This is a genomic window from Arsukibacterium perlucidum DSM 18276 (assembly GCF_000382165.1).
GTDB classification, from domain to species: Bacteria; Pseudomonadota; Gammaproteobacteria; order Enterobacterales; family Alteromonadaceae; genus Alishewanella; species Alishewanella perlucidum.
Map to the genome: position 1 here is coordinate 39373 of NZ_KB907713.1, position 25388 is coordinate 64760.

The window sequence follows — 25388 nt, forward strand, 5'->3', positions numbered from 1 at the left end:
GCATAATCAGCTAAGCTGGCTTCGGCCAATGCTAAGCTATGCTTCCCCAATAAGAGTACCTGTAATGCGAAGTTCCGAGCCTTCAATCTGGTTGCTGATGTTGCTGGCTGCTGTGGTTGCCACCACCCCATTGGCGATAGATATGTACTTACCTGCCATGCCGATGATGGCCGGTGAACTGGATACCAGCATTAGTCTGGTCCAGCAGTCGCTGAGTATTTTTCTGGCGGCTTATGGCATAGGTATGCTGCTGTTCGGGCCACTGGCTGACATGCTGGGACGGCGGCCACTGGCGGTATTTGGTTTAAGTGGCTTTATTCTGGCCAGTCTTGCGCTGAGTCAGGTCGACAGTATTGAATGGTTTCTGGGCTGGCGGGCGGTGCAGGCGCTGGCAGGCGCGGCAGCATCAGTAGTGGTGCCGGGTATTATCCGCCATTTGTATCAGCAACATACTGCTAAAGGCATGTCTTATGTATCGATGATTATGATGCTGGCACCGCTGGTGGCTCCGGCCATGGGCAGCGGCATCATCTGGCTGGCCAGCTGGCAGGCAATATTCCTGTTTCTGGCGCTATATGGTGCTGTGGTGGTTGGTTTTAGCTGGCGTTTTTTACCAGAAATCCGCACTGAGGCCGGACAGCAGCGGCCGGCTTTTTTCAGTGGTTATATCAAAGTGTTCCGGCATAAAGCGGCATGGCCGGATATTGCCAGCTCGATGTTTGCCTCGTTCGCCTTTTTCTGTTTTTTAACCGCAGTTTCTTTTGTTTACATTGGCTACTTCGGAGTAACTGAGCAAATGTTTGCGCTGTTGTTTGGTTGTAACGTGCTGGCACTGATGAGCGCCAACTTACTGAACAGCCGCTTAGTCGTGCGTTTTGGGCCGCAGCGTATGTTACGCTTTGGCTTAGTGGTGGCACTGTGCTGCGCCAGTTTATTAACGGGTTTTAACTATTTTGGTCTGGGGTTATGGTATACCGTGCTTACCATAGCACCGCTGATGGCCAGCCTGGGATTAATGGCGACCAATGCCGACGCGATGATTATTATGCAATTTCCGCATAACAGCGGCACCGCTACCGCTGTTATCGGTACCTTACGGTTTGGCAGTGGGGCCCTGGCCGGGCCTTTACTGGCATGGTTTTACACCGGCGATGCTTTGCCGTTCTCAGTACTGATGTTATCAGGAGTGCTGGCTATTGGCCTGAGTCAGCTGTGGCGCCAGCTTGCACATTCCCGCTTATCCGTTACCGGTTAAGCCAGAGCCAGGCTGTCCGATAGGCAGCCCGGCGCAAGGTTGGCTCAGAAACCGAGGTTTTTCAGAAAATCGTCGTCAACTTCCGGTTCAATATCTACTGTATTCTCCTGCCGGTATTGCTGAGCATTGGCCAAAATATCGTCCGGGTTTTCCTGCTCGGTACGTTCAAACTCTTCCAGCTGAATAAACTCAGTTTTATCCATCGCCAGTTCCATATAAAAAATATTATGTTCCGGTGTGCTGAACGTGACACGACGGGCCTGTGGCTGATCAAGCTGGGTGTTAATCAGAATTTGCACCTGCTTGTTAATTGCCATCATTTTCGGCTGGCTCTGATTAATTGAGGTATGTAAATCCTGACGTACCTTGTTGGTAAAGTCGCCGACGATCTGATTCATCAGCTCGCCCATCACATTACCCACCTCATCAGAGGTATGAAACTGGGCCAGCTCATCCTCCGGCATGCCCATACTCATCATGTATTTCCGGTAAATTTCCATTGCTGCCTGCGATGTGAAATTTATAATTACCAGCCCGGAAAAGCCGCCGTCAAACAATACAAAGCAGCCCAGATCGGGCCGTAAACAGGTTTTCTGAATTTTCTGAACCATCGGCGAATGACTGATTGTTGGGTTGCCGGCTGCTGCCAGAACGCCATTAACTGCCTGACACAGGGTTAGCAGAATGTCATCGGTGGTAATAATACGGGTTTTTTTCATGCTGTTTTCCAAGGGCTATTTTCTGACAGTATAAGCCCTTATCAGTAGTTAACGCTAAATTTTACAGGCTCCGCCGCTGCATTCGTCATCGTCATCACCAAATTGTGGCTCGGCAGCCTTTGCTGCGGCCTCGGCCTGCTGTTTGGCCAGTGCGGCTTCTGCACCATCAAAATCAAGATTGTTTAAATCGAAATCCTGATCAAAATCTAAGTCAGACATGGTGTTTGCTCCTATTCCCGGCGGCCCGGGTTGTGGTTACTCAAGTTGTGGTGATTAGCTTGTTTACAGCCAGTGTAGCAAATTGCCGGGGCCGGTTTAAACAACCACAGCCAAATTAAACCAGGCGCCACCAAAATTAAAAGGTCGGCCCACTATTTCCGGCAATGCTCGATTTCCGCCAATGGTCGATTTCACCGGTGCCAATTCCTTGCTATTATAACGCCCATCTTTTCTGACCTGCCCGGAGCTGCTGATGAGCCAATTAACTATTCAAACCCCAGACGACTGGCATTTGCATTTTCGCGATGGTGATATGCTGCAGGAAACGGTACCGGCTACCGCCCGTCAGTTTGCCCGCGCTATTGTAATGCCCAACTTAGTGCCGCCGGTAACCACCGCTGATATGGCCGTCGCCTACCGTGAGCGTATTCTGGCAGCCCGCCCGGCCGGTAGCAATTTTCAGCCACTGTTAACCCTGTTTTTAACTGATAAAACCAGCCGCCAGCAAATTATCGATGCCAAAGCGGCCGGTGTGGTGGCAGCCAAACTTTATCCGGCTGGGGCAACCACCAATTCCAATGCGGCAGTAAGTGCGCTGGACTCATTGTATCCGGTGTTTGAAGTAATGGCAGAGCAAGGCATGCTGCTACTGATCCATGGTGAGGTTACTGATCACGATATCGATATTTTCGACCGGGAAAAGGTGTTTATTGACCGCTATCTACAGCATATCGTGGCGCGGTTGCCGCAGTTGAAGGTAGTGTTTGAACACATTACCACTGCCGATGCCGCCAGTTTTGTCAGCGAGGCTGGTAGTAATGTTGCCGCTACCATTACCCCACAGCATTTACTGCTAAACCGCAACGACTTACTGGTAGGCGGCGTGCGGCCGCACAATTACTGTTTGCCGGTGTTAAAGCGCCGTACTCATCAGCAGGCATTGCGCGCAGCCGTAGCCAGCGGTTCGGCGAAGTTTTTCCTCGGTACTGACTCGGCACCACATGAAAAGCACCGCAAAGAATCAGCCTGTGGTTGTGCCGGTTGTTACAGCGCCCACAGTGCGATAGAGCTATATGCTCAGGTATTTGATGAGTTAGGTTGTCTGGATAAACTGGAAGGCTTTGCCAGCCATTACGGCGCCGACTTTTACGGCCTGCCACGCAACAGTGGAACCGTGACCCTGCAACAGCAGCAGTGGCAGGTGCCTAGTGAAATTATTCTGCCCAACGGCAACCCGATAGTACCGTTTTATGCCGGTGAAACCCTTAACTGGAAATTGATTTAATGCTGAGTTTTGCAGAATCGCACGAACCGATGTACTCACGTCAACACGCCGTGAACCCGTCCCTGGGGGCTCGATTCGGCCATCCGGGCCTGCAACGGTTGCCTTAGAGTACAACGATTCCTGCTCACATAGACCTGTTCACGTAGATTAGTTCTTTAAGTAGCTCAGCAGCCGCTCCAGAGCGCGGTAGCTGAGCGCTTCCATCAGATGAGCGCGGCTGATTTGTGGTTGTTGCTGCAAATCGGCGATAGTGCGGGCCACTTTAATAATTTTGTGATAGGTACGAGCCGACAGCTTAAAGCGGTGAATAGTGTCTTCCAGAAAACGGGCATCGTCCTGTTTTAACGGGCAAAAGTCGGCTATTTCACTGCCACTGAGCCGGGCATTGGCCTTACCCTGGCGGGCCAGCTGAATGTCACGTGCTGCGACTACCCGTTGTTTGACCCTGGCACTGCTTTCTTCTGAACTATGCTGCTGACTGAGCATGCCCTTGGGCAGTAACGGCACTTCAATTTGTAACTCTATCCGGTCAATAAAAGGCCCCGATAAGCGGTTTAAATAACGCATTACCTGCTCGGGCGTAGCGCGGCCATCTTCATGGTGGCCGGTTGGGCTGGGATTAAGCGCGGCCACTAACTGAAACTGGGCCGGAAACTCGGCCTGGCGGGCCGCCCGTGATATGTGAACGATCCCTGTTTCCAGCGGCTCGCGCAAAACATCCAGCACCTTGCGCGGGAATTCGGGCAACTCGTCTAAAAACAGGATCCCGTGGTGAGCCAGGGATATTTCACCGGGCCGCGGTACCGAGCCACCGCCGACTAATGCCACAGCAGAGCTGGTATGGTGCGGGCTGCGAAACGGCCGCTGCTGCCAGTCGGTAAGGTTGCGTTGCAAGCCGGCAATCGAATAGATCGCTGCCGTAGCCAGTGCTTCCTGCTCGGTTAGGGCTGGCAGAATGCCGGGCAGGCGCTGCGCCAGCATCGATTTGCCGGTACCGGCCGGGCCCAGCATCAGCATATTGTGCTCACCGGCGGCGGCAATTTCCAGCACCCGTTTAGCATGCCCCTGGCCGCGGACATCGGCTAAATCCGGCATATGCTGCACTGGCCGTTCGGGGAGCGGCGGTATGGCCGGTAACGCCTGCTGCGCCAGTAAAAAGCTATGCACCTGCAACAAATGCTCGGCGCCATGAATTTTTGCTTTGGGTACTTGCTGCGCCTGCTGAGCATTTAACATTGGCATCAGTGCGGCCCGGCCCGCATCGCGACAGGCAACTGCCACCGGGATTTCCCCGAGAATTGGCCGTATTTCGCCAGATAATGCCAGCTCGCCGTAAAACTCGTAATTGCCGGTGCTCTGTTCATTGAGCTGACCGCTGGCGACAATAATTCCCAGGGCTATTGGCAAGTCGAAGCGGCCGCCTTCTTTCGGTAAATCGGCCGGCGCCAGGTTAACGGTGATTTTGCGATCGGGAAAGGCAAAGCCACTGTTTACCATGGCGCTACGCACCCGGTCGCGCGATTCTTTTACCGAAGTTTCAGGTAAGCCAACTAACTGAAATGCAGGCAAACCATTGCTGATATGTACTTCTACGGTAACCAGTGGGGCATCCAGGCCGTGGCGGGCCCGGCTGTAGACAACAGCCAGTGACATCCTGTCTCCGATATTTTTACATAAACACTGCATTATGTTTAGCATAATGTTAATTTAATGCAAGTTTCGGTGTTCTAAGCTAACAAAAGCAATATGAATACAGTTGGTTATTCCCTGCTTTGGTAATTGCCTGCTAAGCTGAGAGGCTAACCGGCATGCCATTAACGTCAACTAAAGGTAGTTACAGATGATTCAGCGCTGGCTACAGCATATTCTGGCTTATCCACGCCTTGTCACGGCCTTATCGCTGCTGTTTATTGTTGGCAGCGGCTTTGGTATTGGCAATTTGTATTTTCGTGGTGATTACCGGATCTTCTTTACTGACGATAATCCACAGTTGCTGGCGTTTGAACAAATGCAGCAACAATTTAATAAAAGTGACAATATCCTGATTGCCATCGCGCCCGCTGATAAACAGGTGTTCAGCGCACAAACCCTGAGTCTGGTAAGGCAGTTAACTGAGGCCGCCTGGCAAACACCTTATTCTATCCGGGTAGATTCGCTGAGTAATTATCAGCACACCGAAGCGATAGATGATGATTTATGGGTTGCCGATCTGGTTGGCGAAGATCTCGGGCTGACCGGCCCTGAACTTAACAAAATAGCACAAGTAGCGCTGAATGAGCCGGTGCTGGTGCAGCGCCTGGTGTCCGGCGATGGCGCGGTTACTGCGATTAATATTACCCTGCAGTTACCCGAGCACAATCTGCAGCAGGAAGTAAAAGAAGTATGGCTGGCCGTCTCTGGCATGCTCGATACCTTTAAAGCATCGCAGCCGGATACCGACTTTCATGTCAGTGGCGTGGTGGCGATGAATTATGCCTTTGCTTATGAGGCTGAAAACGACGTTAAAACCCTGATCCCCGTTATGTTTGCGGCCATTTTGCTAATGCTGGCCTGGCTACTGCGTTCGGTGTTGGCGTCGCTGGCCACCCTGGTGATTATTGTGGTGACCGTGGTCAGCACCCTGGGGCTGGCCGGTTGGGCCGGGCTGTTTTTAAGTACCGCCACCGTTAACGTGCCAACCATTTTAATGACCCTGGCAGTAGCGGATTCAGTACACCTGATTGCCACAATGCAGTTTGCGCTGCGCCGCGGTGACAGCCGGCTCCAGGCAATACAATACAGCTTGAAACGCAATGTCATGCCGGTATTTATTACCAGTGCCACTACGGCTATTGGCTTTTTAACCCTGAATTTTTCTGAAGTACCGATTCTGCGCGATTTAGGCAATATGACGGCCGTCGGCGTGATGCTCGCCTGTTTGTTCAGCCTGGTATTGTTACCTGCATTGCTGTTGTTTTTGCCAATCAGCGCCGGTCAGCGCCAGCACAGTGTGGCCGGAAGTGCCGATAAAACCATGTTGTGGCTGGCTAATATGGTGATCCGCCGCCAACAACCGCTGTTCTGGGGTATGAGCGTGCTGATTATTGGCTGTAGCGCCTTGATTAGCCTTAATACGATTAATGATGAAGCGGTAAAGTATTTTTCTGCCGATACAGAGTTTCGCCAGGCCAATGATTTTCTGGAGCAGAACCTGACCGGGGCCACCACTGTTGATTTTGTTATCGCTGGCAATGAAGCCAGTGCAGTAAACCAGCCTGAGTTTTTGGCGGTGGTAGCCGGGTTTACGGAGTGGCTGCAGCGTCAGCCGGAAGTGCTGCATGTCAACAGCATTACTGACACTATGAAGCGACTGAATAAAAACATGCATCAGGACGACCCGGCATACTACCGTCTGCCAGACAATCAGCAACAGGCCGCCCAATACTTACTGATGTATGAAATGTCATTGCCGTTTGGACTGGACTTAAATAACCAGTTGAACCTGGATAAAAGCGCTACCCGGCTGGCCGTCAGCTTACAAAACCTTGGTAGTAAACAGCTTACCGCTTTTGAGAGCCGCGCCCTGGCCTATCTGGCCGAACATGCCGGCGCTTATAGTGCCAGTGCCGCCAGTACCGCGCTGATGTTTGCCCATATTGGCGAGCGCAATATGGCGTCGATGCTGCAAACCCTGCCGTTGGCGTTGGTGTTAATCTCACTGTTACTGGTATTTAGTTTGCGATCCTGGCGGCTGGGGATACTAAGCCTGATCCCTAATATTACCCCGGCATTGGTCGCTTTTGGTTTATGGGGGCTGCTAAGTGGTGAAATTAACCTGGCGCTGTCGGTCGTAGCCGGAATGAGCCTTGGGATCATTGTGGATGATACTGTGCACTTTCTCAGTAAATACCGGGCGGCCAGAGTGGAAGGGCAGGCAACCGAGCAGGCAATACGCTATGCTTTTACCACCGTAGGCCGGGCGTTATGGATCACTACGGTAGTATTGGTAACAGGTTTCGCGGTATTGATGTTGTCTGGCTTCCGGCTAAATTCTGATATGGGGATGCTGACGGCGCTGGTGATCCTGGTGGCGTTAATTATCGATTTTCTGTTCCTGCCGGCTTGCCTGCTAAAATTTGATGCAAAGGAGTATAAAACTGATGCCTCAGCTTAATATCAGCCAGACTGGCATGTTAATACTGGTTATTGGCCTGCTGCTGGGTTTGCCAGCGCATGCTGCTACTGATGCCGGTAGCGACAAAGGGCTGCAAATTGCTACCGAGCAGAAACAGCGCGATACCGGCTGGGGGGACAGCGAAAGCAAAGTGCTGATGGTACTGCGCGATTCCAGTGGCAATGAAAGTATCCGGCGGATGCGTACCCTGGCGCTGGAGGTGATCGACGATGGCGATAAATCGCTGATTATTTTTGATGAACCCCGGGATGTGAGAGGCTCCGCCTTTCTTAGCCACTCTCACCCTACGGCCGAAGACGACCAGTGGCTATATTTACCGGCGATAAACCGGACCCGGCGCATTGCCAGTCGCAATAAATCCGGCCCTTTTATGGCCAGCGAATTTGCCTATGAAGATATGTCGTCATTTGAACTGGCGAAATATCAGTTCCGTTATTTACGCGAAGAAGAAGTGAATGGCGTCATCTGTTACGTGATTGAACGGATCCCCACTGATAAATTCTCTGGCTACAGTAAAACCATTGCCTGGGTCGATAAAGCGCACTACCGGGTGCAGAAAATTGAGTTTTACGATAAAAAACAAAGTCTGTTGAAAACTTTATTGGCCAGTGATTATAAACTGTATCTGGATAAATACTGGCGGCCGCTGTTGCTGCGGATGCAAAATCATCAAACCGGTAAAAGCACAGATCTGGTGGTAGAGGAGCTGCAGTTTAATGTTGGTCGTAGCGCTGCTGATTTCGATGTTAACGTGCTGGAGCGGCTGCGTTGAGCGCCGACACAAATCAAACCGAGGTAGTATGACAACGTTGCTATATCAGGTTATCCGGGGCTCAGTTGCCCCTTTGCTGCTGGCAACCATGCTCGTTACCACAGCTGCGCTTAGCAGTACGGTGCAGGCGGCAGAGCTTGGTCCGGTAGCGAAAACCGATACTCTGTGGCGGCTGGCGGTGCAGGCCCGGCCGGATGACGCTGTTAGTATGCCGCAGGTTGTTTATGCGCTATGGCAGGGCAACCCCGCCGCCTTTGTTGATGGCGATATTAACAAGTTGCGCGCCGGCAGTGTGCTGCAGGTGCCCAGTCGCAGCAAAATGCTGGCCACCGGCGTCACTGAGGCCAGAGCCTGGTATTATCAGGCTATCCGGGGGCAGATAGCGACAGCGGTCCAACCGGCACAGCCCGTTAACCGCCAGGCGGCAGTTAAACCAGTACCAGCTGTGCCAGCCCCCGTAACAGCAACCCCTGAAGTGCAACCCGAAACAGCAGGCTCTGAAGCTGCAGCTGTGCCCGCTCAGCAGCCAACTGCCGGAACAGAGAGCAGCACTACGTCTGCAGCCAGCAGACCACAGCTTGCTGCAGCGGCAGCAGAGCGCGCGCCGTCAGGCGGCTTTAATTTACGCCAGCAACATCAGCTGACCGTGCAGCAACGTTATTTTGCTGAGACCGGTAATACTGGCCAGGCGCGGGCCCATACTTTGGTTAGTCTGCTATCAGACTGGTCGTGGCAGGATGACAATGGGGTGCATAGTTTTCAGCTAACACCGTTTTTACGCTGGCACCAGCGAGACAGTGCCAGCAATTTGCTGGACTTGCAGCAGGCTTACTGGCGTTATGCTGGCCGTAACTGGGAATTCAAAGCCGGTAACGATATTGTGTTTTGGGGGGTAACTGAGTCACAGCGGCTGGTTGATGTGATTAACCAGGTAGATATGGTTGGCGGGGTGGAAATGGAATCGCGGCTGGGCCAGCCGATGCTTAGCTATAAAGGCTGGAACAGTGCCGGCACGCTCGAGCTGTACTTAATGCCCTATTTCCGTGAACGCTTGTTTGCCGATCCGGCAGGCCGGCTGACAGCACCCTGGCCGGTTGAGCATGCTAGTGCTTTGTATGAATCCAGCGATAAGCGCAACAATCCCGACTTTGCTCTGCGCTGGTCGCAACGCTTCAGTTCGCTTGATTTGGGCTTGAGCTATTTTGCCGGTAATAGCCGTGAACCGCTGCTACTGCCACAACCGGCAACGCAGCAACTGCAACCTTATTATTTCCAGATGCAGCAAATTGGCGTCGATGCCCAGTATGTGGCTGGTGACTGGCTATGGAAGCTGGAAAGCATTTACCGGCAGAGTGGGCCGCAGGAGTTTGTCGCCGCTACCGCCGGCTATGAATATACCCGGGTAGGGGTGTTTAACCGCAGTTGGGATTTAGGCTGGATAGCTGAGTATCAATATGACAGTCGTGGCTTGCAGGCACCCGTTACCGGCCAGAACGATCTGTTTATTGGCTGGCGTCTGGCACTGAACGATGTGGCTGGCAGTGAAATCTTGCTTGGTGTATTACAAGATTTAGATCGCAGTAGCAGCCGCAGCGCTAAACTGGAAGCGTCGATGCGCTTAACCAACAGCCTGCGGTTGCGGCTGAATGCCTGGCTGTTTCAAACTGACGATATCAGTGATGTGCTGTATAACCTGCGCCAGGACGACTACCTGGAGCTTAGCCTCGATTATTATTTTTAACCCGCCATTTTATTGAAAAACTACCAACAAGTTACGAAGACGCTTTGGTCTGCTGCCAAAGTAAGCTAGCATGGGGGTTTTCGTTGGCGCCAGGCCTAATGTTGTCGCCAGAAGTCACTTTCGTAAGAGTTAACCATATTTTGAATAGCCCGACTGAACAGCACGCCTTTCCACTGGATGAAGACCGCTTGTTGCAATGGTTTGATAGTGCAACTATGCACCGGGCCCGTGCCTACTTACAGGCTGGTAAAGTGGTAAAGCTGGAATACAGCGACGATTTAAGTCAGGTCAGCGCCCAGGTATGGGGCGCCGGTTTCTCGCCGTACCGGCAAAATATCGTGCTGGCCCAAACCGACAATGGCTGGTCGCTGCGCGACAGCTGCAGCTGTCCGGTCGGCCATCGCTGTAAACATATTTTAGCGGTTTTACTGCGCTTAAAGCGTGATTATGCCCAGCAGCAGCTGCGGATAAAACAGCTGCCGCAATTAAAACTGGATAACTGGTTTAACGAACTGGAGCAGTTACAGCAACCGGCGCGTGATGACAGCGGCGATACCGTGTTGTATTTGCTGAGCTATGGTCAGGCTGGCCTACAGTTGTATCCACGCCGGGTAAGGCTGATGAAAAAAGGTGGCTTTACCAAAGGCCAGGCCATCGGCAAATATGATTTAGTCAGTCCGCAGCCACCGGCCTGGCTGAGCGAGAGTGACTATCAGTTGTTAACCTTGTTTCGCAGTCATAATCTGGCCGAGCAATCAGTGCTGGAAGACAACTGGGGCTACCAGCTACTGCAACAATTACTGGCAACTGAGCGATGCATGTTCAGCGAGGCCCGTTATCCACTGAGTTGGGGTGAGCAACGGCCACTGGAGTTAAGCTGGCATAACAGTAAGGCCGGCCAGCAACTTGGCTGGCAAATTGGTGACGATCATAACAGTGTACTGGTGTTTACCGATCCGCCCTGTTATCTGGATACAGACAATTATCAACTGGGCTTACTTAACACGCCACTTAGCGGCCGTGAATTAAAACTGTTATCAAAAATGCCACCAGCGCCGGCTGCCCTATTACAAAGCCGGCTGGGCCGGTTGCAGCAATTATTGCCAAAAATCAGCCTGCCGATGCCAGCCGGGCTGGGCGTTGAGCAAATTAATGTTAAGCCGACGCCGGTACTGCAGTTAAAAATGTTGCCACGGCACAGCAAGGGTCGGCAGGAACCGGTGGCTTTACTCAGTTTTGACTACGATAAACAACGGTTGCCGTTGGATTTACAGGCATCGCAAACTGAAGTGCAGCAGAGCTCCCGCACTTTTTTTGTAAAACGACACCGGGCCAGTGAAACCGCTGCGCTGGAGGTGCTGCTGGAACTGGATTTGCTAAGCCTGCCACCGTTGCCTGCGCCAAATGAGCGGCAGGCTGCTTTTGGGGTAGGTGATGGCCCGGATAACCCTGAACTGTGGCAGCCCTTGCTGCAACAGCTGGACAGCTTGCGGGATGATGGCTGGCTGGTCGAGCAGGACACTGATTTTAATCTGGATATTCTGGCCGCTACGCCTTACTTGCAGGTAAAAGACGGTAAACAAACCGGCTTCGAACTGGGTATTCAGGTAGATATTGATGGCCAGCAAGTGCCACTATTGCCGCTGATCAGCCAGTGGCTGCGCCAGAACGGCCTGCCAGGAGCAGAGCAGCAAATCTGGCTTAGTTTGCCACAAGGTAAACTGGCCCTGCCAATGACCTTAATTCAGCCGCTAATCGACACTATTGTTGAGCTGCTGAATATGCATAAAGCGCCGCTTACTCTGGAGCTGCCAGATTACAAAGCGGCGATTCTGCCACCACCGGGCGCGGCAGAGATTCAATATTTAAATGCCAACCGCCTGGCCAGCCTGAATCAGCAACTGCACAATTTTAGTGGTATAACCGATGTGGCGCTGCCTGATAAGCTGCAGGCCACGCTACGGGGTTATCAGCAGCAAGGCTTAAACTGGCTTACTTTTCTCAAGCAGTATGGTTTAGGTGGGGTACTTGCCGATGATATGGGGCTGGGTAAAACCTTACAAACCCTCAGTTTTATTTTGAAACAGTACCAGCAGGGCGAACTGAACCAACCGGCGCTAATCGTCTGTCCTACCAGCTTGCTGGGTAACTGGCAGCAGGAAGCCCGCCGCTTTACCCCGGATTTAAAAGTACTGCAGGTATATGGCCCAAAACGCCGGCCACTGTTTGATGAGATGGCCAATTATCAGTTAATCGTTACCAGTTATCCGTTGCTGGTACGTGACATTGCCTTATATCGCCAGCACCGGTTCAGTGTGGTGGTGCTGGATGAAGCCCAGCATATTAAAAATGCCGGCAGCCAGGCCGCGCAAAGCGTGCGGGTATTGCACCGCGACTTTAGCCTGGCGTTAACCGGTACACCACTGGAAAACCATCTGGGCGAGTTAAAATCGCTATTTGATTTTGTGCTGCCCGGATTGCTGGGTACCGAGCAACATTTCAGCCAGGTGTACCGCAAGCCCATTGAAAAACATGGTGATACTGAGCGGGCCCGGGTCCTGCGCCAGAAAATAGCGCCTTTTATGCTACGCCGGACCAAAAGTCAGGTAGCCACTGAGTTGCCGGAAAAAACCGAAATAGTCCAGCTGCTGGAACTGGAAGCAGATCAGCGCAACCTGTACGAAAGTATCCGCTTAATTATGGAAACCAAGGTGCGGGAGCTGTTTGTCCGCAAAGGGGTGGCTGCCAGCCAGATCGAATTTTTAGATGCCTTGTTAAAGTTACGCCAGGTATGTTGTGATGCCAGGCTGGTACCGATAGAACAGGCGCAGAGCGTGCGCCATAACGCTAAGTTGCAATGGTTGCGCGACACCCTGCCTGAGATGCTGGAAGAAGGGCGACGTATTTTATTATTCAGTCAGTTTGCCAGTATGCTGCACCTGATCGAGCAGGAGCTGCAGTATATGGGCATCAGCTACAGCAAGTTAACCGGCCAGACCAGGCAGCGTCAGACCCAGATTGATGCGTTTCAGAATGGCGAAACTGAAGTATTTCTGATCAGCCTGAAAGCCGGGGGAACCGGTTTAAACCTGACCGCTGCTGACACCGTTATTCATTACGACCCCTGGTGGAACCCGGCAGCAGAGCAACAGGCAACCGACCGGGCTCACCGGATTGGCCAGGATAAGGCAGTGTTTGTTTATAAACTGATAGCCCGCAATACAGTTGAAGAAAAAGTACAACAATTGCAAAGCTTTAAACAGGGCCTGGCTGATCAGATGTTAGGCGGCAGTAAAGGCCAGCTGTGGCAGGGTGAGGCGGCAGATTTGCTGGCGCTGTTTACCAGTGACGAATAGCTGTCAACTGACGGCGCATAGCGCTGGCCGCAACCTGCAAAAGCTGAAGCTGTAACATTGTTATTAAGCAGTTAAGAATGTAATATTGATGCGTTTTTATCCTGCTCGGTGCAATGCATCATTCGGCAAGCGAAACTAACAACCCAGAAGTTAAAATCAGGATTTAATTACAATACCAAGGAGTCAGTGATGCGTAAATTACTCGTTGCGGTGGCCATTATTGCCGGCGCAATTTATGGTTATATCAAACTCACCGAAACGGACAGCTTAGCGGGTGATCACCCCGAACTGGAATATGTGCCGGCCGATACCATATTTCTGTCAGCACAGTTAGAGCCGGTAGATTTAATCGCTTATTTAAATGCTTTCGGTTTAAGCCCGGATTATTACAGTGACGCCAGTCAGCAGCAGTTAGCGGAGTTTGCTGCCAATACTGACCAGCCGCAACTACGCTTTTTACTGAGTTTAGCTGGTGATTATATGCGGGCTCTGGCGCAACCAGAGCAGTTAGAAGTCGTCACCGGAATTAAGCCGCAAGTGCGCTCACTTAGCTACATGGTTGGTTTGGCGCCGGTAATGCGAATTGAACTGGCCAATGAAGACGCGTTCTGGCAATTATTTAATCGAGCTGAAGAGGCCAGTGGCGTTAGCCATCAGGCTATTACCGGAGCTGCCGGCGGTTTTCGTTCTTACCAATTCAACTTTGGAGAATTCAGCGCTGAACTGCTGGTATCGGTAACCGATGGCTGGGGTAATATGGCGTTGGTGTTGCCAACCCAGAGTGAACAAACCCGTCAGCTGGCTTTGTTGACTGCCAAACCTGAGCGCAGCATTGTCAGTGACAACCAGCTGGCGAAGATGGCGTCTGACTATAAATTGAACCCAAATGCCATTGGTTTTATCAGTTTTCAACAACTTGTAACCGGCTTGACCACAACCGATGGCAACCGCCTGGCAAACGATATGCAATTACTGGCCAGCCCGCAACTCAGTGCAGCTATGCAACCCTGGCAAACTGCCGAGTGTCAGCAGGATTTAACCAGTATTACCAACAGCTGGCCTGGGATTTATCTTGATAGCAACATTGCCAGTAAAGCTGGCAAGCAAACGCATATGCGCAGCAAAATGCTGGTGCCAACCAGCAACCAGGATACGGTAAAAGCACTTAGTAGCATCCGTGGTTTTGTACCAGGTCATGTTGCTGACGGTGTGAATAACTCAGTATTCAGCTTTGCACTGGGACTGGATATGGCTGAATTTGCGCCAGCGATAACTAAAATCTGGCGTGGTTTAACCCAGCCGGCATATCAGTGCCCGCAACTGGCAGCGCTGCAGCAGCAAATGCGACAGGCAAACCCGATGGCAATGCTGGCGGCCGGTGCTATGGTGCATAGTGTGCAGGGCGCGTCGATAACCATTAATGATCTGGCGATGGACCCAAACAGCATGCAGGTTTCGGCGATTGATGCGGTGCTTAGCGTAACGGTAAAAAATGCCCGCAGTTATCTGGAAGGTTTAAAAGGTATGGTGCCTGGCATGGCTGAAATTACTCTGCCAGCCGACGGTGAAGAGCTGGCATTAAACAGCGTGCTGCCGATGCTGGATGCCTTTGGGGTAACGCCAATGCTGCAGGTCAATGATTCGCATCTGGTAGTGTATGCCGGTGATAAAGGCACAGCTCAGGCTAAAGCCACGCTGCAGCAGGCGATTGAGAAAAACGGCATGCTGAGTTTTGGTATGGATTATGCGCGGTTTTTCGGCATTATGGCTGAGTCGATGCAAGCCACTGGCCAGCCAGTACCTGAAGAGTTCAGCTCGTTAACCGAAATGAATATGCAGGTGCAGGTTAATATGGATATTGATGAGCAAGGCGTGGTTATGCATAGTCAGATGACAATGGGTGAGGCTAAATAGGCCTGGGCTACAGCGATAAAACAGTAGATAAGGGCAGCCATCGGCTGCCCTTATTATTTATGCCGGTTAATCTGGAGGATCAATCAGCTGTTGCGGCAGCAGCTGGTGCGGTTTGCAGTGAATAATAGAATGCCAGCGCGCTAATGTCGGCGTCATTCAGACCGCGGGCCTGCGGGGTCATCAGCGCATGTTTACGCTCGCCACTGCGATAGGCTGCTAACGCGCTGGCTAACTCCTGCTCGCTACGGCCGGCCAGGCTGGGGTAATTAGGATGACTGGATACACCATTACGGCCATGGCAGGAGGCGCAGCTATATGCTTTCAGCTGGCCCTGCTCAAACAGCTGGCGCTGTGGCTCAGTCAGATTGGCAGTAAGTTGCTGCTGACTGGCATCGGGGGTGGGGTCGGTACAGGCGCTGAGACTACTCAGCGCCATAACAGTTACTGCAGTAAATAATGTTACACGTCTGGTGGGGGCTAAGGCTTGGTTCATAACAGCTCCTGAAATTGGTTGCTTCAGCCTGCCATAATGCCTGAAAAAAGCCCAGCAAATACCACTTAAGGTTAGTCGGCATACCACATTCTGGCCTGGCGGGCCGGAATGCTGAAGCTATGATTACTGCCGCTAATGCTGAAGGTCGCGCCGCCGCTCAGCACATCGCGGTAAGTGCGGTACCAGTAAAAGCGGCCATTGGTGTTAACATTAAAGGTGACCTGACTCCCGCATTTATTAATGCCAACCACCCCTTGCTGGCCGCGGCGGAATAATATAGCGCAGTTACTCGAGGCCAGTACTTCCATACCCAGGCCTTGCATCCGGTTATGAAAATTAATCATCCGCTGCATAAAAGTAGCACGATAAGCATTAAGCCAACGGTTATTGTCAGTACCGGTGCTGTCGCTGAACACCAGCGGTTTACCGCCATCCCGGCCCATCACATAAGCGTAGGCCAGGTACTCGTCGGTTTGGTCCATAATCAGGTAACGAAAGCCATCGTTTGTTGGAATATCATGAGTAATGGTAAATGTCACCGCCCGGTTATTGGCCAGTGCCTGGCCATAGGCCAGCGGGTTCACCAGCTCATTCATGCTGCCACTGGGGTTAAACGCCCGGCGCAGGCTTTCAAATAGCGGAAAATCGTAGGCTTTATGATCGGTATATTGTAAATAAGGTGCCAGAAAACTGCTGTATTCATTATTGCCAGCGCCACCGCTGGTAATAATTTCGCCAAATACATACATGCCGTTTTTGATATCAGCAGTGAAAATCTGGTTAATATGCCAGATGGTCATATGCTTGGCAGCATCGACCCGAAAACCCTTTACGCCCATGGTTTTAAGGGCCTGCAAGTAGCTACGTTGTTGCTGCAATACCCAGCTGTTAGGGTTTAAATCGGGTAAGCCACTATCACCGCCACCGCCGCATAAACGCCAGTTCTGCACCTGCCAGACATCGTTGTAATTCTGAATACAGTTAGCCGGGTTAAAATCCCAGGGACTGAATATTCCCTGGCTCAAATTGCCAAACAGCCGCTGATTATTCCAATAGCCGGGGTTGCCGGCATAGCTGTTTAACGCTGCCTGGCCGGGGAAGTCAGTGGCACCATTGCGCTCGTTAGCCATATGGTTTAAAACGATGTCGGCATAAACCTCTACCCGCCGTGCCGGGTTACTGTCGTTCAGTGCATTAATCATCGCCTGAAATGATTGCTTATTGCCTTTGCAGTGGTCAATAACCCTAATATCCTGTGGCTGATAACGTTGCCACCAGGCACAGTTACCGGCGTTAGATTTCAATGGTGGGGCAACCAGTACCGCTTTATAACCGAGATTTTTTATTTCCTCGGCCCTGTTAGCTACCTCGTTATAATGCCAGTCGAAGGCATGTAAAATAACGTCAGCCAGTGCCTGTGGCGTGATAAACAGCAATATGCCAAGCAGCATACTGCGACAAGTTAAGGTAAAAGCTCGCATGTTTTCGTCCTGTAATTTATTGTTTTGCAAGACATCCGTGCATGAGCCGCCAGCATAGCCAGCGAAGTGTTAGTGACAACCAGACCCCTTTAACACAACTTCAGCATACTTAGCTGTTGCCATGAAATATTGTTATTTCACGCCAAAATGACAAATGATTTACAGTTTATAAATAATGGGAACGTTCGGCAGCCGGCTTAGGGCAAAACGGGCAATGGAACCGCGTGATAACTCAGCATGCTTCGGGTTATAGTAAGCACCCGGCAGTTTCACTGAAGTAAGTGGTAGTGAATGAAGTTATTTTCTTTTGTTGGCAGCAGCTTACTGCTGCTGTTGTCAGTTGTAATTCAGGCGGCACCAGCCAATTTTGATCAGGCAAAAAAGCTGGCGCAGTTGATCCACGCGCCCGGGACCAGCAGCTTTTACTGCGATTGCCCGATTCGCTGGCAGGGCAATAAGGGCATTCCCGACCTGAAAAGTTGTGGTTATCAGGTACGCAAAAACGGCCCGCGGGCAAACCGGATTGAATGGGAGCATGTGGTACCGGCCCATCATTTTGGCCATCAGCGTCAATGCTGGCAAAACGGTGGCCGCAAAAACTGCGTGAAGACAGACAGCGTATTCCGGATGATGGAAGCAGATTTATACAATCTGGTACCGGCGATAGGTGAGGTCAATGGTGATCGCAGTAATTATCGGTTTGGTGTGTTGCCTGCTGCGCCGGTACAACACGGCGCCTGCCCGGTCAAGGTCGATTTTAAGCAGCGGGTGTTCGAGCCCCCGATGCAGGTAAGGGGCGATATTGCCCGTACTTACTTTTATATGGCCGACAAATATAACCTGACGCTGTCACGCGCTCAGCAACAACTGTTTATGGCCTGGCATAAACAAGACCCGGTAAGTGCGGCAGAGTTGCAGCTAAACCAGCGCACTCGTCAGCATATGGGCCACGATAACCCTTTTATCAGCGGCAATCGGGAGTGGCAGCTGGGTTATCGCCCAACAGGTTATGGTTTAGTCGTCAGTTATTAGTAAATCACAGCGGCACCGCTTAACCTAAACTATAGTGATATTAACCACTTAAAAATGGGTCAGAGTGATTTTTCTTATCGACAGGATCAGCCATGCCGCATAATCCGTTAAAACAGCACAGTATCTGGTTTAATTCGCTTAGCGAAACGCAGCAACAGCAGTTGCTTGCGCAGGCTACCGTTTGCCTGCTGGCGGCAGGCCAGCGTCTTTTTACCCGGGGTGACAGCTTTGATGGCATTTACGCATTGGTTGAAGGGGCTATTTTGATCTCAGGAGTGAACCGTCATGGACAGCAGGCGCTGTTAACCATAATTGAGCCGGGCGACTGGTTTGGCGAAATTGCCTTATTTGATTTAAAGCCCCGCACCCACGATGCCACCGCCAGCGTTGACAGTATCCTGTTGCATCTCAGTGCGGCGGCGTTACAGCAGTTGTTACAGCAACCATTATGGTGGCGCAGTTTTGGCCAGTTGCTTACCAATAAAGTACGGCTGGTATTTCAGGTGCTGGAAGATATCAGCCTGCAATCAAGCCAGGTGCGGCTTGCCAGGCGACTGTTGATGTTATGCCGGGTGCATCAGCAAGCCGATGGCCGCTGGCTTATTCCTATTCAACAAGAACAATTGGGCCAATTGCTGGCATTGTCGCGCCAGACCATAAATCAGCAATTACAGGCCCTGGCGCAGCAGCATATTGTGCGCAGTGCTTACGGCAAAATTGAAATTTTGGATATGGCGGCATTAAAATCACTGGCAGAACTGAGTAATAACACTGAGCAATAACAATGTCGGCTAGCTGACAGTTTTTAGCTTTTCACTTCGCTAAGCTGTACTCCCGCATTAACCGGAGTAAATAACCATGAAAACCCTGACTGAACACCTGAGCCAGTATGCGCTGTATCATCGCGACCAGCGTAATATCCGTACTCACTATGTTGGCATACCGTTAATAGTGGTGGCGATATTCAGCTTGTTGTCACTACCGCTGGTAAGCCTATCGGATATTATGCTTACCCCGGCCTTGTTGCTGTTTATCGCCACAGCGATTTTTTACTTCCGGCTTGATTTACGCTTTGGTCTGGTAATGCTGCTGGTTAGCGGCAGCTGTTTTGCTCTGGCAACCTTGCTGGCGGCTCAGCCTTTTGCTATCTGGCTTGGCAGCTCACTGGGGCTGTTTATTGCGGGCTGGATACTGCAGTTTATCGGCCATTATTATGAAGGCAAAAAGCCGGCTTTTGTCGATGATATTGTTGGCCTGTTTGTTGGCCCGTTATTTGTTGTTGCCGAAATTGGTTTTATTCTGGGGCTACGAAAAGAGTTGCAGCACGAAATCGAACAAATCGCCGGTAAGATCCACTAATCCTGCTAAACGGGTTGATCTGGCAACGGCTGACAGCCTAGACTGGGCTTAAAAAAATAATCAAGGAATTATAAAGTGCCGACATCATTTATTGTGGTAGACGATTTTCTGGATAATCCTCATCAGCTGCGCGACGCAGGCCTTAGCTTAACTTATCCTGAGGTGCAGGGAAATTATCCGGGCAGGAATTCAACACAGCGGGTAAATCTTGAAGGGCTCAATAACCAGGTGTCAAGATTGGTTGGTGAACCGCTAATGGCAATGGCGCATAATCAGGCGCATGGCAAATTCCGGATTGCGTCGGCTAATGATGTCGGTAAGGCAAAAGTGCATGTGGATAGCTCACACTGGTCTGGTATTTTGTATTTATCGCGACCAGAAGATTGCAGAGGTGGTACTGAGTTCTTCCGGCATAAAGCCACCAATACTGAGCGTGTTCCTTACAATGATCAGGAGTCGATGCAAAGATTTGGTGCGCCTTCAGCCAAGCAGTGGATTGCAGACTTGCTGGACACTGATACCAACGATGATTCGAAGTGGGAGATGACGCATAGGATCCCAATGCGCTTTAACCGGCTTATTTTACTGCGGCCCTGGCTCTGGCACTCGGCGGGGGAATCCTTTGGTACCACTCTTGAAAACTCCAGAATGGTTTATCTGATGTTTTTTGCCTCCGCTGCCGCCGCCAGGCGTTAACAGCCTGGCCTGGCAACAACTATTGTTGTGAAATTACTCTTCTGCAGCTGCGCTAGGCTGGCAGCGGCCAGTGCTTAGCTGCACGCTGCGACCGCTGGCCGGGTGGCTGAGCAGACACTGCTCATCAACTTGTTGTAGCTCCAGTAAAATAGCTGGCTGCTGGTGACGGCCCATAATGGGCCGGCCTTGCGGGTCACGTAAAATGGCTTGTTCAAGCAACAGCTGATGACTACTTACAAACGCATTGTCGGCCAGTTTTACCGGCTCACCGCCAATCAGTTCAATGATAGCTTGTTGTAACTCTGCTTTTACCGCCGGGCTCATATTCGTAAGCCGGGCTGGCTGTGGCTCAGCCTGGGTCATGCTACAACCTGCCAGCACGCTAATGCCAGCCAGCAGGCTGACGCTTAATAGTGATCCACGCTGCATTATTGCGGGTCCTTAGCAGGCTTAATCGGCTGATTAAGTTTATTTTCCAGCAGAAAGGCTTTCATCCTCGGATCCTGACGCTGAATGCTCAAACCACTGTCATCGCTAATACGCTGCTGCTGGCTCAGGCTTTGGCTGGCCACACCCATAGGGCAGCTGTCATTGGCAGCATAATGTAGCGCGCTGGCCAGCATTCTTTCACTCGGGTCACCCAACTGGGCTGAGAAGTCATCCGCTACCTGGCAACCCTTTACATCAGCAGCAAATACCGGTGCCGGGGTAGGAACGAAACCGTCGGCATACTCGCCAAAGTCTTTGGCATTGGCGCCGCTAAACTGAATAGTAAAATAGGTGGTGCCACAGTTATCGGTTGGGTAAAAGCCATAAGGTTTACCACAGGTTTTATCGCCAATCAGAATAACTTCAACATCGATACCGCGTAAGCCGTTAATAAATGCTTCACTGGCCGAACAGGTATCGCCGGTTGATAATACAAAAATCCGGTTCAGGTTCAATGCTGGCAACGGAGTGCTGGTTAACAGGCCGCCTTCATAGTCAATTTCAAAACCGTAAAACGGCATCGGGCTAAGTGGCCGGTTGTTTATCGGATCGCGGTTCGGGTGCTTATCATTAAAGATGGTTTTCTCGAATATCCGGTCCTGAATAATCGCATCACCAGTTACCATATAAGCAAATTGCGAAGCCAGCGCCAGCAAACCACCGCCGTTGTAGCGTAAGTCGAGAACAACCTCTGTAACATTCGCATCGGCAAAGCTGTTAACAGCACTGATCAGTTGCGGCTGCGCCAGGGCAATATGGCTGTTAAATTGCAAATAACCTACTTTGCCGGCGCTGGTATCCAGTACCTTAACATTTTGCACCGGGCTGCTGGCAACATCGGCCGAGGTCATGGCAACGGTCAGGGTTTGACCGTCATTGGTTAAAAATACAAATTCATGCTGTTCACCAGCACTCTCTGGGAATAGCGCGGCGTTAATTATATTGACACCTGCTTGACCGCCTTCATTTACAAAATCAACCCCATCAACTTCTATCAGAGCAGCTCCACGCAGGATATTGGAGTTAGCCGCTGGAGACTGAGGTTCGGTATACTTTACAACAAGTGACCGCGGTGGCGTAGTGCTGCCAACTGACCAGCTGATACCATAACCTGAGCTAACGCCAGACTGAGTTCGCTGGCGATAATTGGCGGTACTTTCGGAATAGTGGAAATTGTCTTTCGCGGCGCCCGAGTCAGTCAGTTCGTCGGTCTTGAGTTGATCGAAAAAGGCTTTAACGGTACTGAAATTGGCCGGATTATTGTCAGGTAACTCGCGATACCATAAGTAGGTATTATTGCTCCACGAACGCAACCACATTTTTTCATGCATGCTGGCGCCTGCGCGGTCGGGATAAGGCTGGTTGTCGTTATACGGATCGGTGCCGGTCCGTGGTGTGGCGCAGTAATTTTTAAAGTTACTTTCTGCCGCAAATACCCCTGCTGTCCAGGTGGGAGCACTAACGCCAGACCCGCCGCCAGAGCCACCAGTGCCGCCGGTACCAGCGGTGTTGCCAGAGCCACCGCCACCACAGGCAGTGAGTAAAATAACAGATGAGACCAGCAAGCTGCGTTTAAACATGGTTATCCTTACCACCATTAGTCAAAAAATGAAGGGCCACGATGCTTGTTAAGTTGTTAACAAAACAGCGGGGTAAATGTAATTTCCAGTGGGCTGAAATTTAGCAAAATCGTAGCAAAACGGCAATTAATAAATTAAGTTGCAGTGTGGCGCTAACCGCCTATAAAATCGGGTAAAATCGCTGAACTACATGTTTTGTTACAATAAATGGCTGCTTAGCCCTCTGTTTAAGCTTAGATTAAACAGCAAATATTTTGTTCAGGAACTGCCATGGTCGCCTCTGTATCAGCTGAAGTCAGCCCGCAACCCGCACCTTTCAGGCTTATTCAGGCCGACGGTCAGCCACAATTTGGCATTTTCGGTCAGCCGGCCACTGAGCTGGGTGTAGCAGATTTTGATTATCGCACTGCCATGGATAAACCGGCATCCAGATTAGCGCGCTGGGCTCATTACAAGCAGTTTCAGTTTGTCAGCGTCAGCCACCCGGACTGGATACTGGCGGCGGCGATTGCCGATATCCGCTACCTGTGCTCTGGCTTTGCCTACTTTTATCAGAGCAGTACCGCCAGTTTAACCGAGTTTAAGCTGCTGCAACCGTTAGGGCGGCATAGCCAGATGAGTAGCTCACCCACCGCTGGGGTAGCGGCCATAACAGGCGGGAATAACCGGATCTGGATTGAGCCCTGTGGCTATAGCTGGCGACTGGCTCTGCAAAGTAAACAACTGAATGCCGACTTATTGCTAAGCCCCGGTAAAATCGTCGAACCGCTGGCTCTGTGTTTACCAACAGGCTACAACGGCTGGACTTACACTCAAAAACATAACGGGTTGCAGGTAACAGGAGATATTCAACAGCAGCAACAACCTGTTGACGTGGCGGGTGCGCTGGGTGGTTATGATTTTTCGGCAGGTTATATGCGCCGGGAAACCAGTTGGCGCTGGGGTAGTTTAAGTGGCTATAGCGGCAGCGATAAAATTGGTTTTAATCTGGCGGCTGGGGTTAACGAAACCGGTGCCACTGAAAACTGCTGCTGGTTAAATGGTAAGCGTTATTTACTGCCAGCCGTGCATTTTAGTTTTAACAGGCTTAAACCAGATACGCCCTGGCAGCTCACCAGCCACTGTGGTGCGATACAACTGCAGTTTATTCCGGCGGCCAAACGGCAAGAGCGGTTGAACCTGGGGCTGCTTGCCAGTAACTTCCGCCAATATTGCGGCAGCTGGCATGGCACGATAACCCTTAGTGACGGCCAGCAAATTAATTTTAACGGCCAGCAGGGCCTGGCAGAAGATCACTTCGCCCGCTGGTAAACTCCTTACCGGAAAAGCATCTGCTAACAAAAAACTTAAAAACGCCAGGCCAGCAGATGGCTGCTTTTCTGGCCCTGCTGCATGTTAATTGGTTTAATCTCAGCTGCACCAGCCTGGCGCGCAGCAGCCTGCAGGGCTTTCAGGTGGCTTTGTTGTGATACCAGGCTGCTGAACCAGCCAACCTGGCTGGCAAACTCAACGCTCTCACTAATAAGCTGTTTGATAAACGCCAACTCACCACCCGGACACCATAATTCATGTTGCTGACCAGCAAAGTTGCGTTGCTGTGGGCTGTCAGGCAATTTCAGATTAGCTCTTTTGCGTTGATTGGCAGCGGCAGCCTCGGTGGCTGAACTGTAAAATGGCGGATTGCAAACGGTTAACGCGAAGACATCGCCGGGCTGAATGATACCGCGCAGGATGCTGTTGCTATCAGGCTGGCGGCGCAGGCTTATCTGGCCTTTTAATGTTGAGTTGCTATCAATAATCAGCTGCGCAGCGGTTAACGCCAGCGGGTCAATATCGGTGCCGACACAGCGCCAGCCATAGCTGCGGCTGGCAATAATTGGATAAATAAGGTTAGCACCACAACCAATATCCAGCATGCTGATTTGCTTACCTGTTGGCACGCCAGCGGGCCCGGCCAGTAAATCTGCGGCATAGTGAATATAGTCGGCCCGCCCCGGAATAGGCGGACACAAGTAACCCGGCGGCAGTTGCCAGTGGTTAATCTGATAGTAATGCTGCAGCAGCGCCGCATTTAACGCCTGCACCGAGTCGGGGTTACTGAAATTAATAGTTTGCTCACCACCAGGCGTTACGGTCAGATGTACCAGCAGCGGGGGATAGCCCTTGCTTAGCGCCGTTAAGTCGTAACGGCCCTGATGCGGGTTGCGGGGGTGCAGCTTGGCTGATTTTGTCATAGTGGTCATAGTGACTGCAGTAACTTATTTTGCTGGCAGTTTACGTTATTCCAGTATGGCTTTGCGAATGGTATTATCTGAAGTCAGCTGACCTCAGGCGTTAAAATAGTTTGTTATACCGTTACATGCAAACGGACATCAACATTACCACGGGTGGCGTTTGAGTAAGGGCAAACCTGGTGCGCCTGCTCCACCAGCTGGTCAGCCGCTGCTTTATCCATACCTGGCAAGCTGATATGTAAATCAATGTCTAAGCCAAAGCCGCCTTCAATTTTGCCAATGCCGACTTCTGCAGTCAGGCTTAAATTATCTGGCAGGCTGGTTTTGCTTTTGCCGGCTACCGCTTTTAAGGCACCAATAAAACAGGCTGAATAACCGGCAGCAAACAGTTGTTCCGGGTTGGTGGCGCCGCCGCTGCCACCCAGTTGCTTCGGTGCTGATAGTTTAACTGCTAACAGGCCATCATCTGACTTTGCTTCGCCATCACGGCCGCCGGTAGAGGTAACAACTGCTTTATAAAGAATATCCATAATTAACTCCCTGATTAAGGTTTAATGATTAACAACACCAAAATAAAATAGCATGCAAG

The 25388-nt window shown here is 51.2% G+C and carries 21 protein-coding genes; 12 read left to right on the top strand and 9 right to left on the bottom strand.

Features of this window, described 5'->3' with window-relative positions; all coding sequences use genetic code 11:
• The first annotated feature begins 64 nt into the window (after positions 1-64).
• Positions 65-1255, top strand: a complete 1191-nt coding sequence (locus H141_RS0110960; RefSeq protein WP_033425487.1) for a multidrug effflux MFS transporter — start codon at positions 65-67, stop codon at positions 1253-1255.
• 44 nt (positions 1256-1299) lie between these two features.
• Here H141_RS0110960 and H141_RS0110965 read toward each other — a convergent pair whose 3' ends face one another.
• Positions 1300-1974: a DUF3334 family protein gene (locus H141_RS0110965; RefSeq protein ID WP_019676316.1), complete on the bottom strand. Its 675-nt coding sequence runs from the start codon at positions 1972-1974 to the stop codon at positions 1300-1302.
• Positions 1975-2028: 54 nt separating this feature from the next.
• Positions 2029-2193 (bottom strand): hypothetical protein, encoded by a 165-nt coding sequence (locus tag H141_RS21660; RefSeq protein ID WP_019676317.1) that lies wholly within the window; start codon positions 2191-2193, stop codon positions 2029-2031.
• Between the two features lie 253 nt (positions 2194-2446).
• Here H141_RS21660 and pyrC point away from each other — a divergent pair, with 253 nt between their 5' ends.
• Positions 2447-3478 carry a dihydroorotase gene (gene pyrC, locus H141_RS0110980; protein ID WP_019676319.1) on the top strand — a complete coding sequence of 344 codons (1032 nt, stop codon included), beginning with the start codon at positions 2447-2449 and terminating at the stop codon, positions 3476-3478.
• A 147-nt stretch (positions 3479-3625) separates the two neighbouring features.
• On the opposite strand, the gene H141_RS0110985 is transcribed toward pyrC, so the two are convergent.
• A complete protein-coding gene (locus H141_RS0110985) occupies positions 3626-5131 on the bottom strand; it encodes a YifB family Mg chelatase-like AAA ATPase (RefSeq protein ID WP_019676320.1) in 1506 nt (501 codons plus the stop codon).
• 187 nt (positions 5132-5318) lie between these two features.
• Here H141_RS0110985 and H141_RS0110990 point away from each other — a divergent pair, with 187 nt between their 5' ends.
• From H141_RS0110990 to H141_RS0111010, 5 genes are all read left to right on the top strand, one after another.
• Positions 5319-7631, top strand: coding sequence for an efflux RND transporter permease subunit (locus H141_RS0110990; protein WP_019676321.1), 2313 nt, complete (start codon positions 5319-5321; stop codon positions 7629-7631).
• A complete protein-coding gene (locus tag H141_RS0110995) occupies positions 7618-8424 on the top strand; it encodes an outer membrane lipoprotein-sorting protein (protein ID WP_019676322.1) in 807 nt (268 codons plus the stop codon). The genes H141_RS0110990 and H141_RS0110995 overlap by 14 nt, the downstream gene beginning before the upstream one ends.
• Positions 8425-8452: 28 nt before the next feature.
• Positions 8453-10165: a type IV pilus assembly protein FimV gene (locus H141_RS20145; protein ID WP_019676323.1), complete on the top strand. Its 1713-nt coding sequence runs from the start codon at positions 8453-8455 to the stop codon at positions 10163-10165.
• Positions 10166-10305: 140 nt separating this feature from the next.
• Positions 10306-13521, top strand: a complete 3216-nt coding sequence (locus H141_RS0111005) for a DEAD/DEAH box helicase (protein ID WP_240473120.1) — start codon at positions 10306-10308, stop codon at positions 13519-13521.
• A 189-nt stretch (positions 13522-13710) separates the two neighbouring features.
• Entirely contained in the window at positions 13711-15435 is a 1725-nt protein-coding gene (locus H141_RS0111010; protein ID WP_019676325.1) for a hypothetical protein, read from the top strand.
• A gap of 79 nt (positions 15436-15514) precedes the next feature.
• On the opposite strand, the gene H141_RS0111015 is transcribed toward H141_RS0111010, so the two are convergent.
• Positions 15515-15928: a c-type cytochrome gene (locus H141_RS0111015; protein WP_019676326.1), complete on the bottom strand. Its 414-nt coding sequence runs from the start codon at positions 15926-15928 to the stop codon at positions 15515-15517.
• A gap of 71 nt (positions 15929-15999) precedes the next feature.
• Entirely contained in the window at positions 16000-17409 is a 1410-nt protein-coding gene (locus H141_RS0111020) for an alpha-amylase family glycosyl hydrolase (RefSeq protein ID WP_019676327.1), read from the bottom strand.
• 291 nt (positions 17410-17700) lie between these two features.
• Here H141_RS0111020 and H141_RS0111030 point away from each other — a divergent pair, with 291 nt between their 5' ends.
• The 4 genes from H141_RS0111030 to H141_RS0111045 all read left to right on the top strand — a co-directional run bounded on the left by H141_RS0111030 (position 17701) and on the right by H141_RS0111045 (position 20496).
• The gene (locus H141_RS0111030; RefSeq protein ID WP_019676328.1) at positions 17701-18441 is read left to right on the top strand and encodes an endonuclease; all 741 of its coding nucleotides are present in this window, start codon (positions 17701-17703) and stop codon (positions 18439-18441) included.
• Between the two features lie 92 nt (positions 18442-18533).
• Positions 18534-19223, top strand: coding sequence for a Crp/Fnr family transcriptional regulator (locus H141_RS0111035; protein WP_019676329.1), 690 nt, complete (start codon positions 18534-18536; stop codon positions 19221-19223).
• A gap of 76 nt (positions 19224-19299) precedes the next feature.
• Positions 19300-19800, top strand: coding sequence for an Mpo1 family 2-hydroxy fatty acid dioxygenase (locus H141_RS0111040; protein ID WP_019676330.1), 501 nt, complete (start codon positions 19300-19302; stop codon positions 19798-19800).
• A 75-nt stretch (positions 19801-19875) separates the two neighbouring features.
• The gene (locus H141_RS0111045) at positions 19876-20496 is read left to right on the top strand and encodes a DUF6445 family protein (RefSeq protein ID WP_019676331.1); all 621 of its coding nucleotides are present in this window, start codon (positions 19876-19878) and stop codon (positions 20494-20496) included.
• A gap of 33 nt (positions 20497-20529) precedes the next feature.
• Here H141_RS0111045 and H141_RS20150 read toward each other — a convergent pair whose 3' ends face one another.
• Positions 20530-20925 carry a hypothetical protein gene (locus tag H141_RS20150; RefSeq protein WP_019676332.1) on the bottom strand — a complete coding sequence of 132 codons (396 nt, stop codon included), beginning with the start codon at positions 20923-20925 and terminating at the stop codon, positions 20530-20532.
• Positions 20925-22565 (bottom strand): S41 family peptidase, encoded by a 1641-nt coding sequence (locus tag H141_RS0111055; protein WP_019676333.1) that lies wholly within the window; start codon positions 22563-22565, stop codon positions 20925-20927. Before H141_RS0111055 ends, H141_RS20150 begins: the two co-directional genes overlap by 1 nt.
• A gap of 270 nt (positions 22566-22835) precedes the next feature.
• Between H141_RS0111055 and H141_RS0111060 the strand changes: the two genes are divergently transcribed.
• Positions 22836-23876 (top strand): DUF2804 domain-containing protein, encoded by a 1041-nt coding sequence (locus H141_RS0111060; RefSeq protein WP_019676334.1) that lies wholly within the window; start codon positions 22836-22838, stop codon positions 23874-23876.
• A 35-nt stretch (positions 23877-23911) separates the two neighbouring features.
• Here H141_RS0111060 and rlmF read toward each other — a convergent pair whose 3' ends face one another.
• Together rlmF and H141_RS0111070 are read right to left on the bottom strand one after the other, a co-directional pair.
• Complete coding sequence (gene rlmF, locus H141_RS0111065) at positions 23912-24808, bottom strand: 23S rRNA (adenine(1618)-N(6))-methyltransferase RlmF (protein ID WP_019676335.1); 897 nt, start codon at positions 24806-24808, stop codon at positions 23912-23914.
• Positions 24809-24912: 104 nt separating this feature from the next.
• On the bottom strand, positions 24913-25329 hold the full coding sequence (locus H141_RS0111070; RefSeq protein WP_019676336.1) for an organic hydroperoxide resistance protein: 417 nt from the start codon (positions 25327-25329) through the stop codon (positions 24913-24915).
• Positions 25330-25388: the final 59 nt, after the last annotated feature.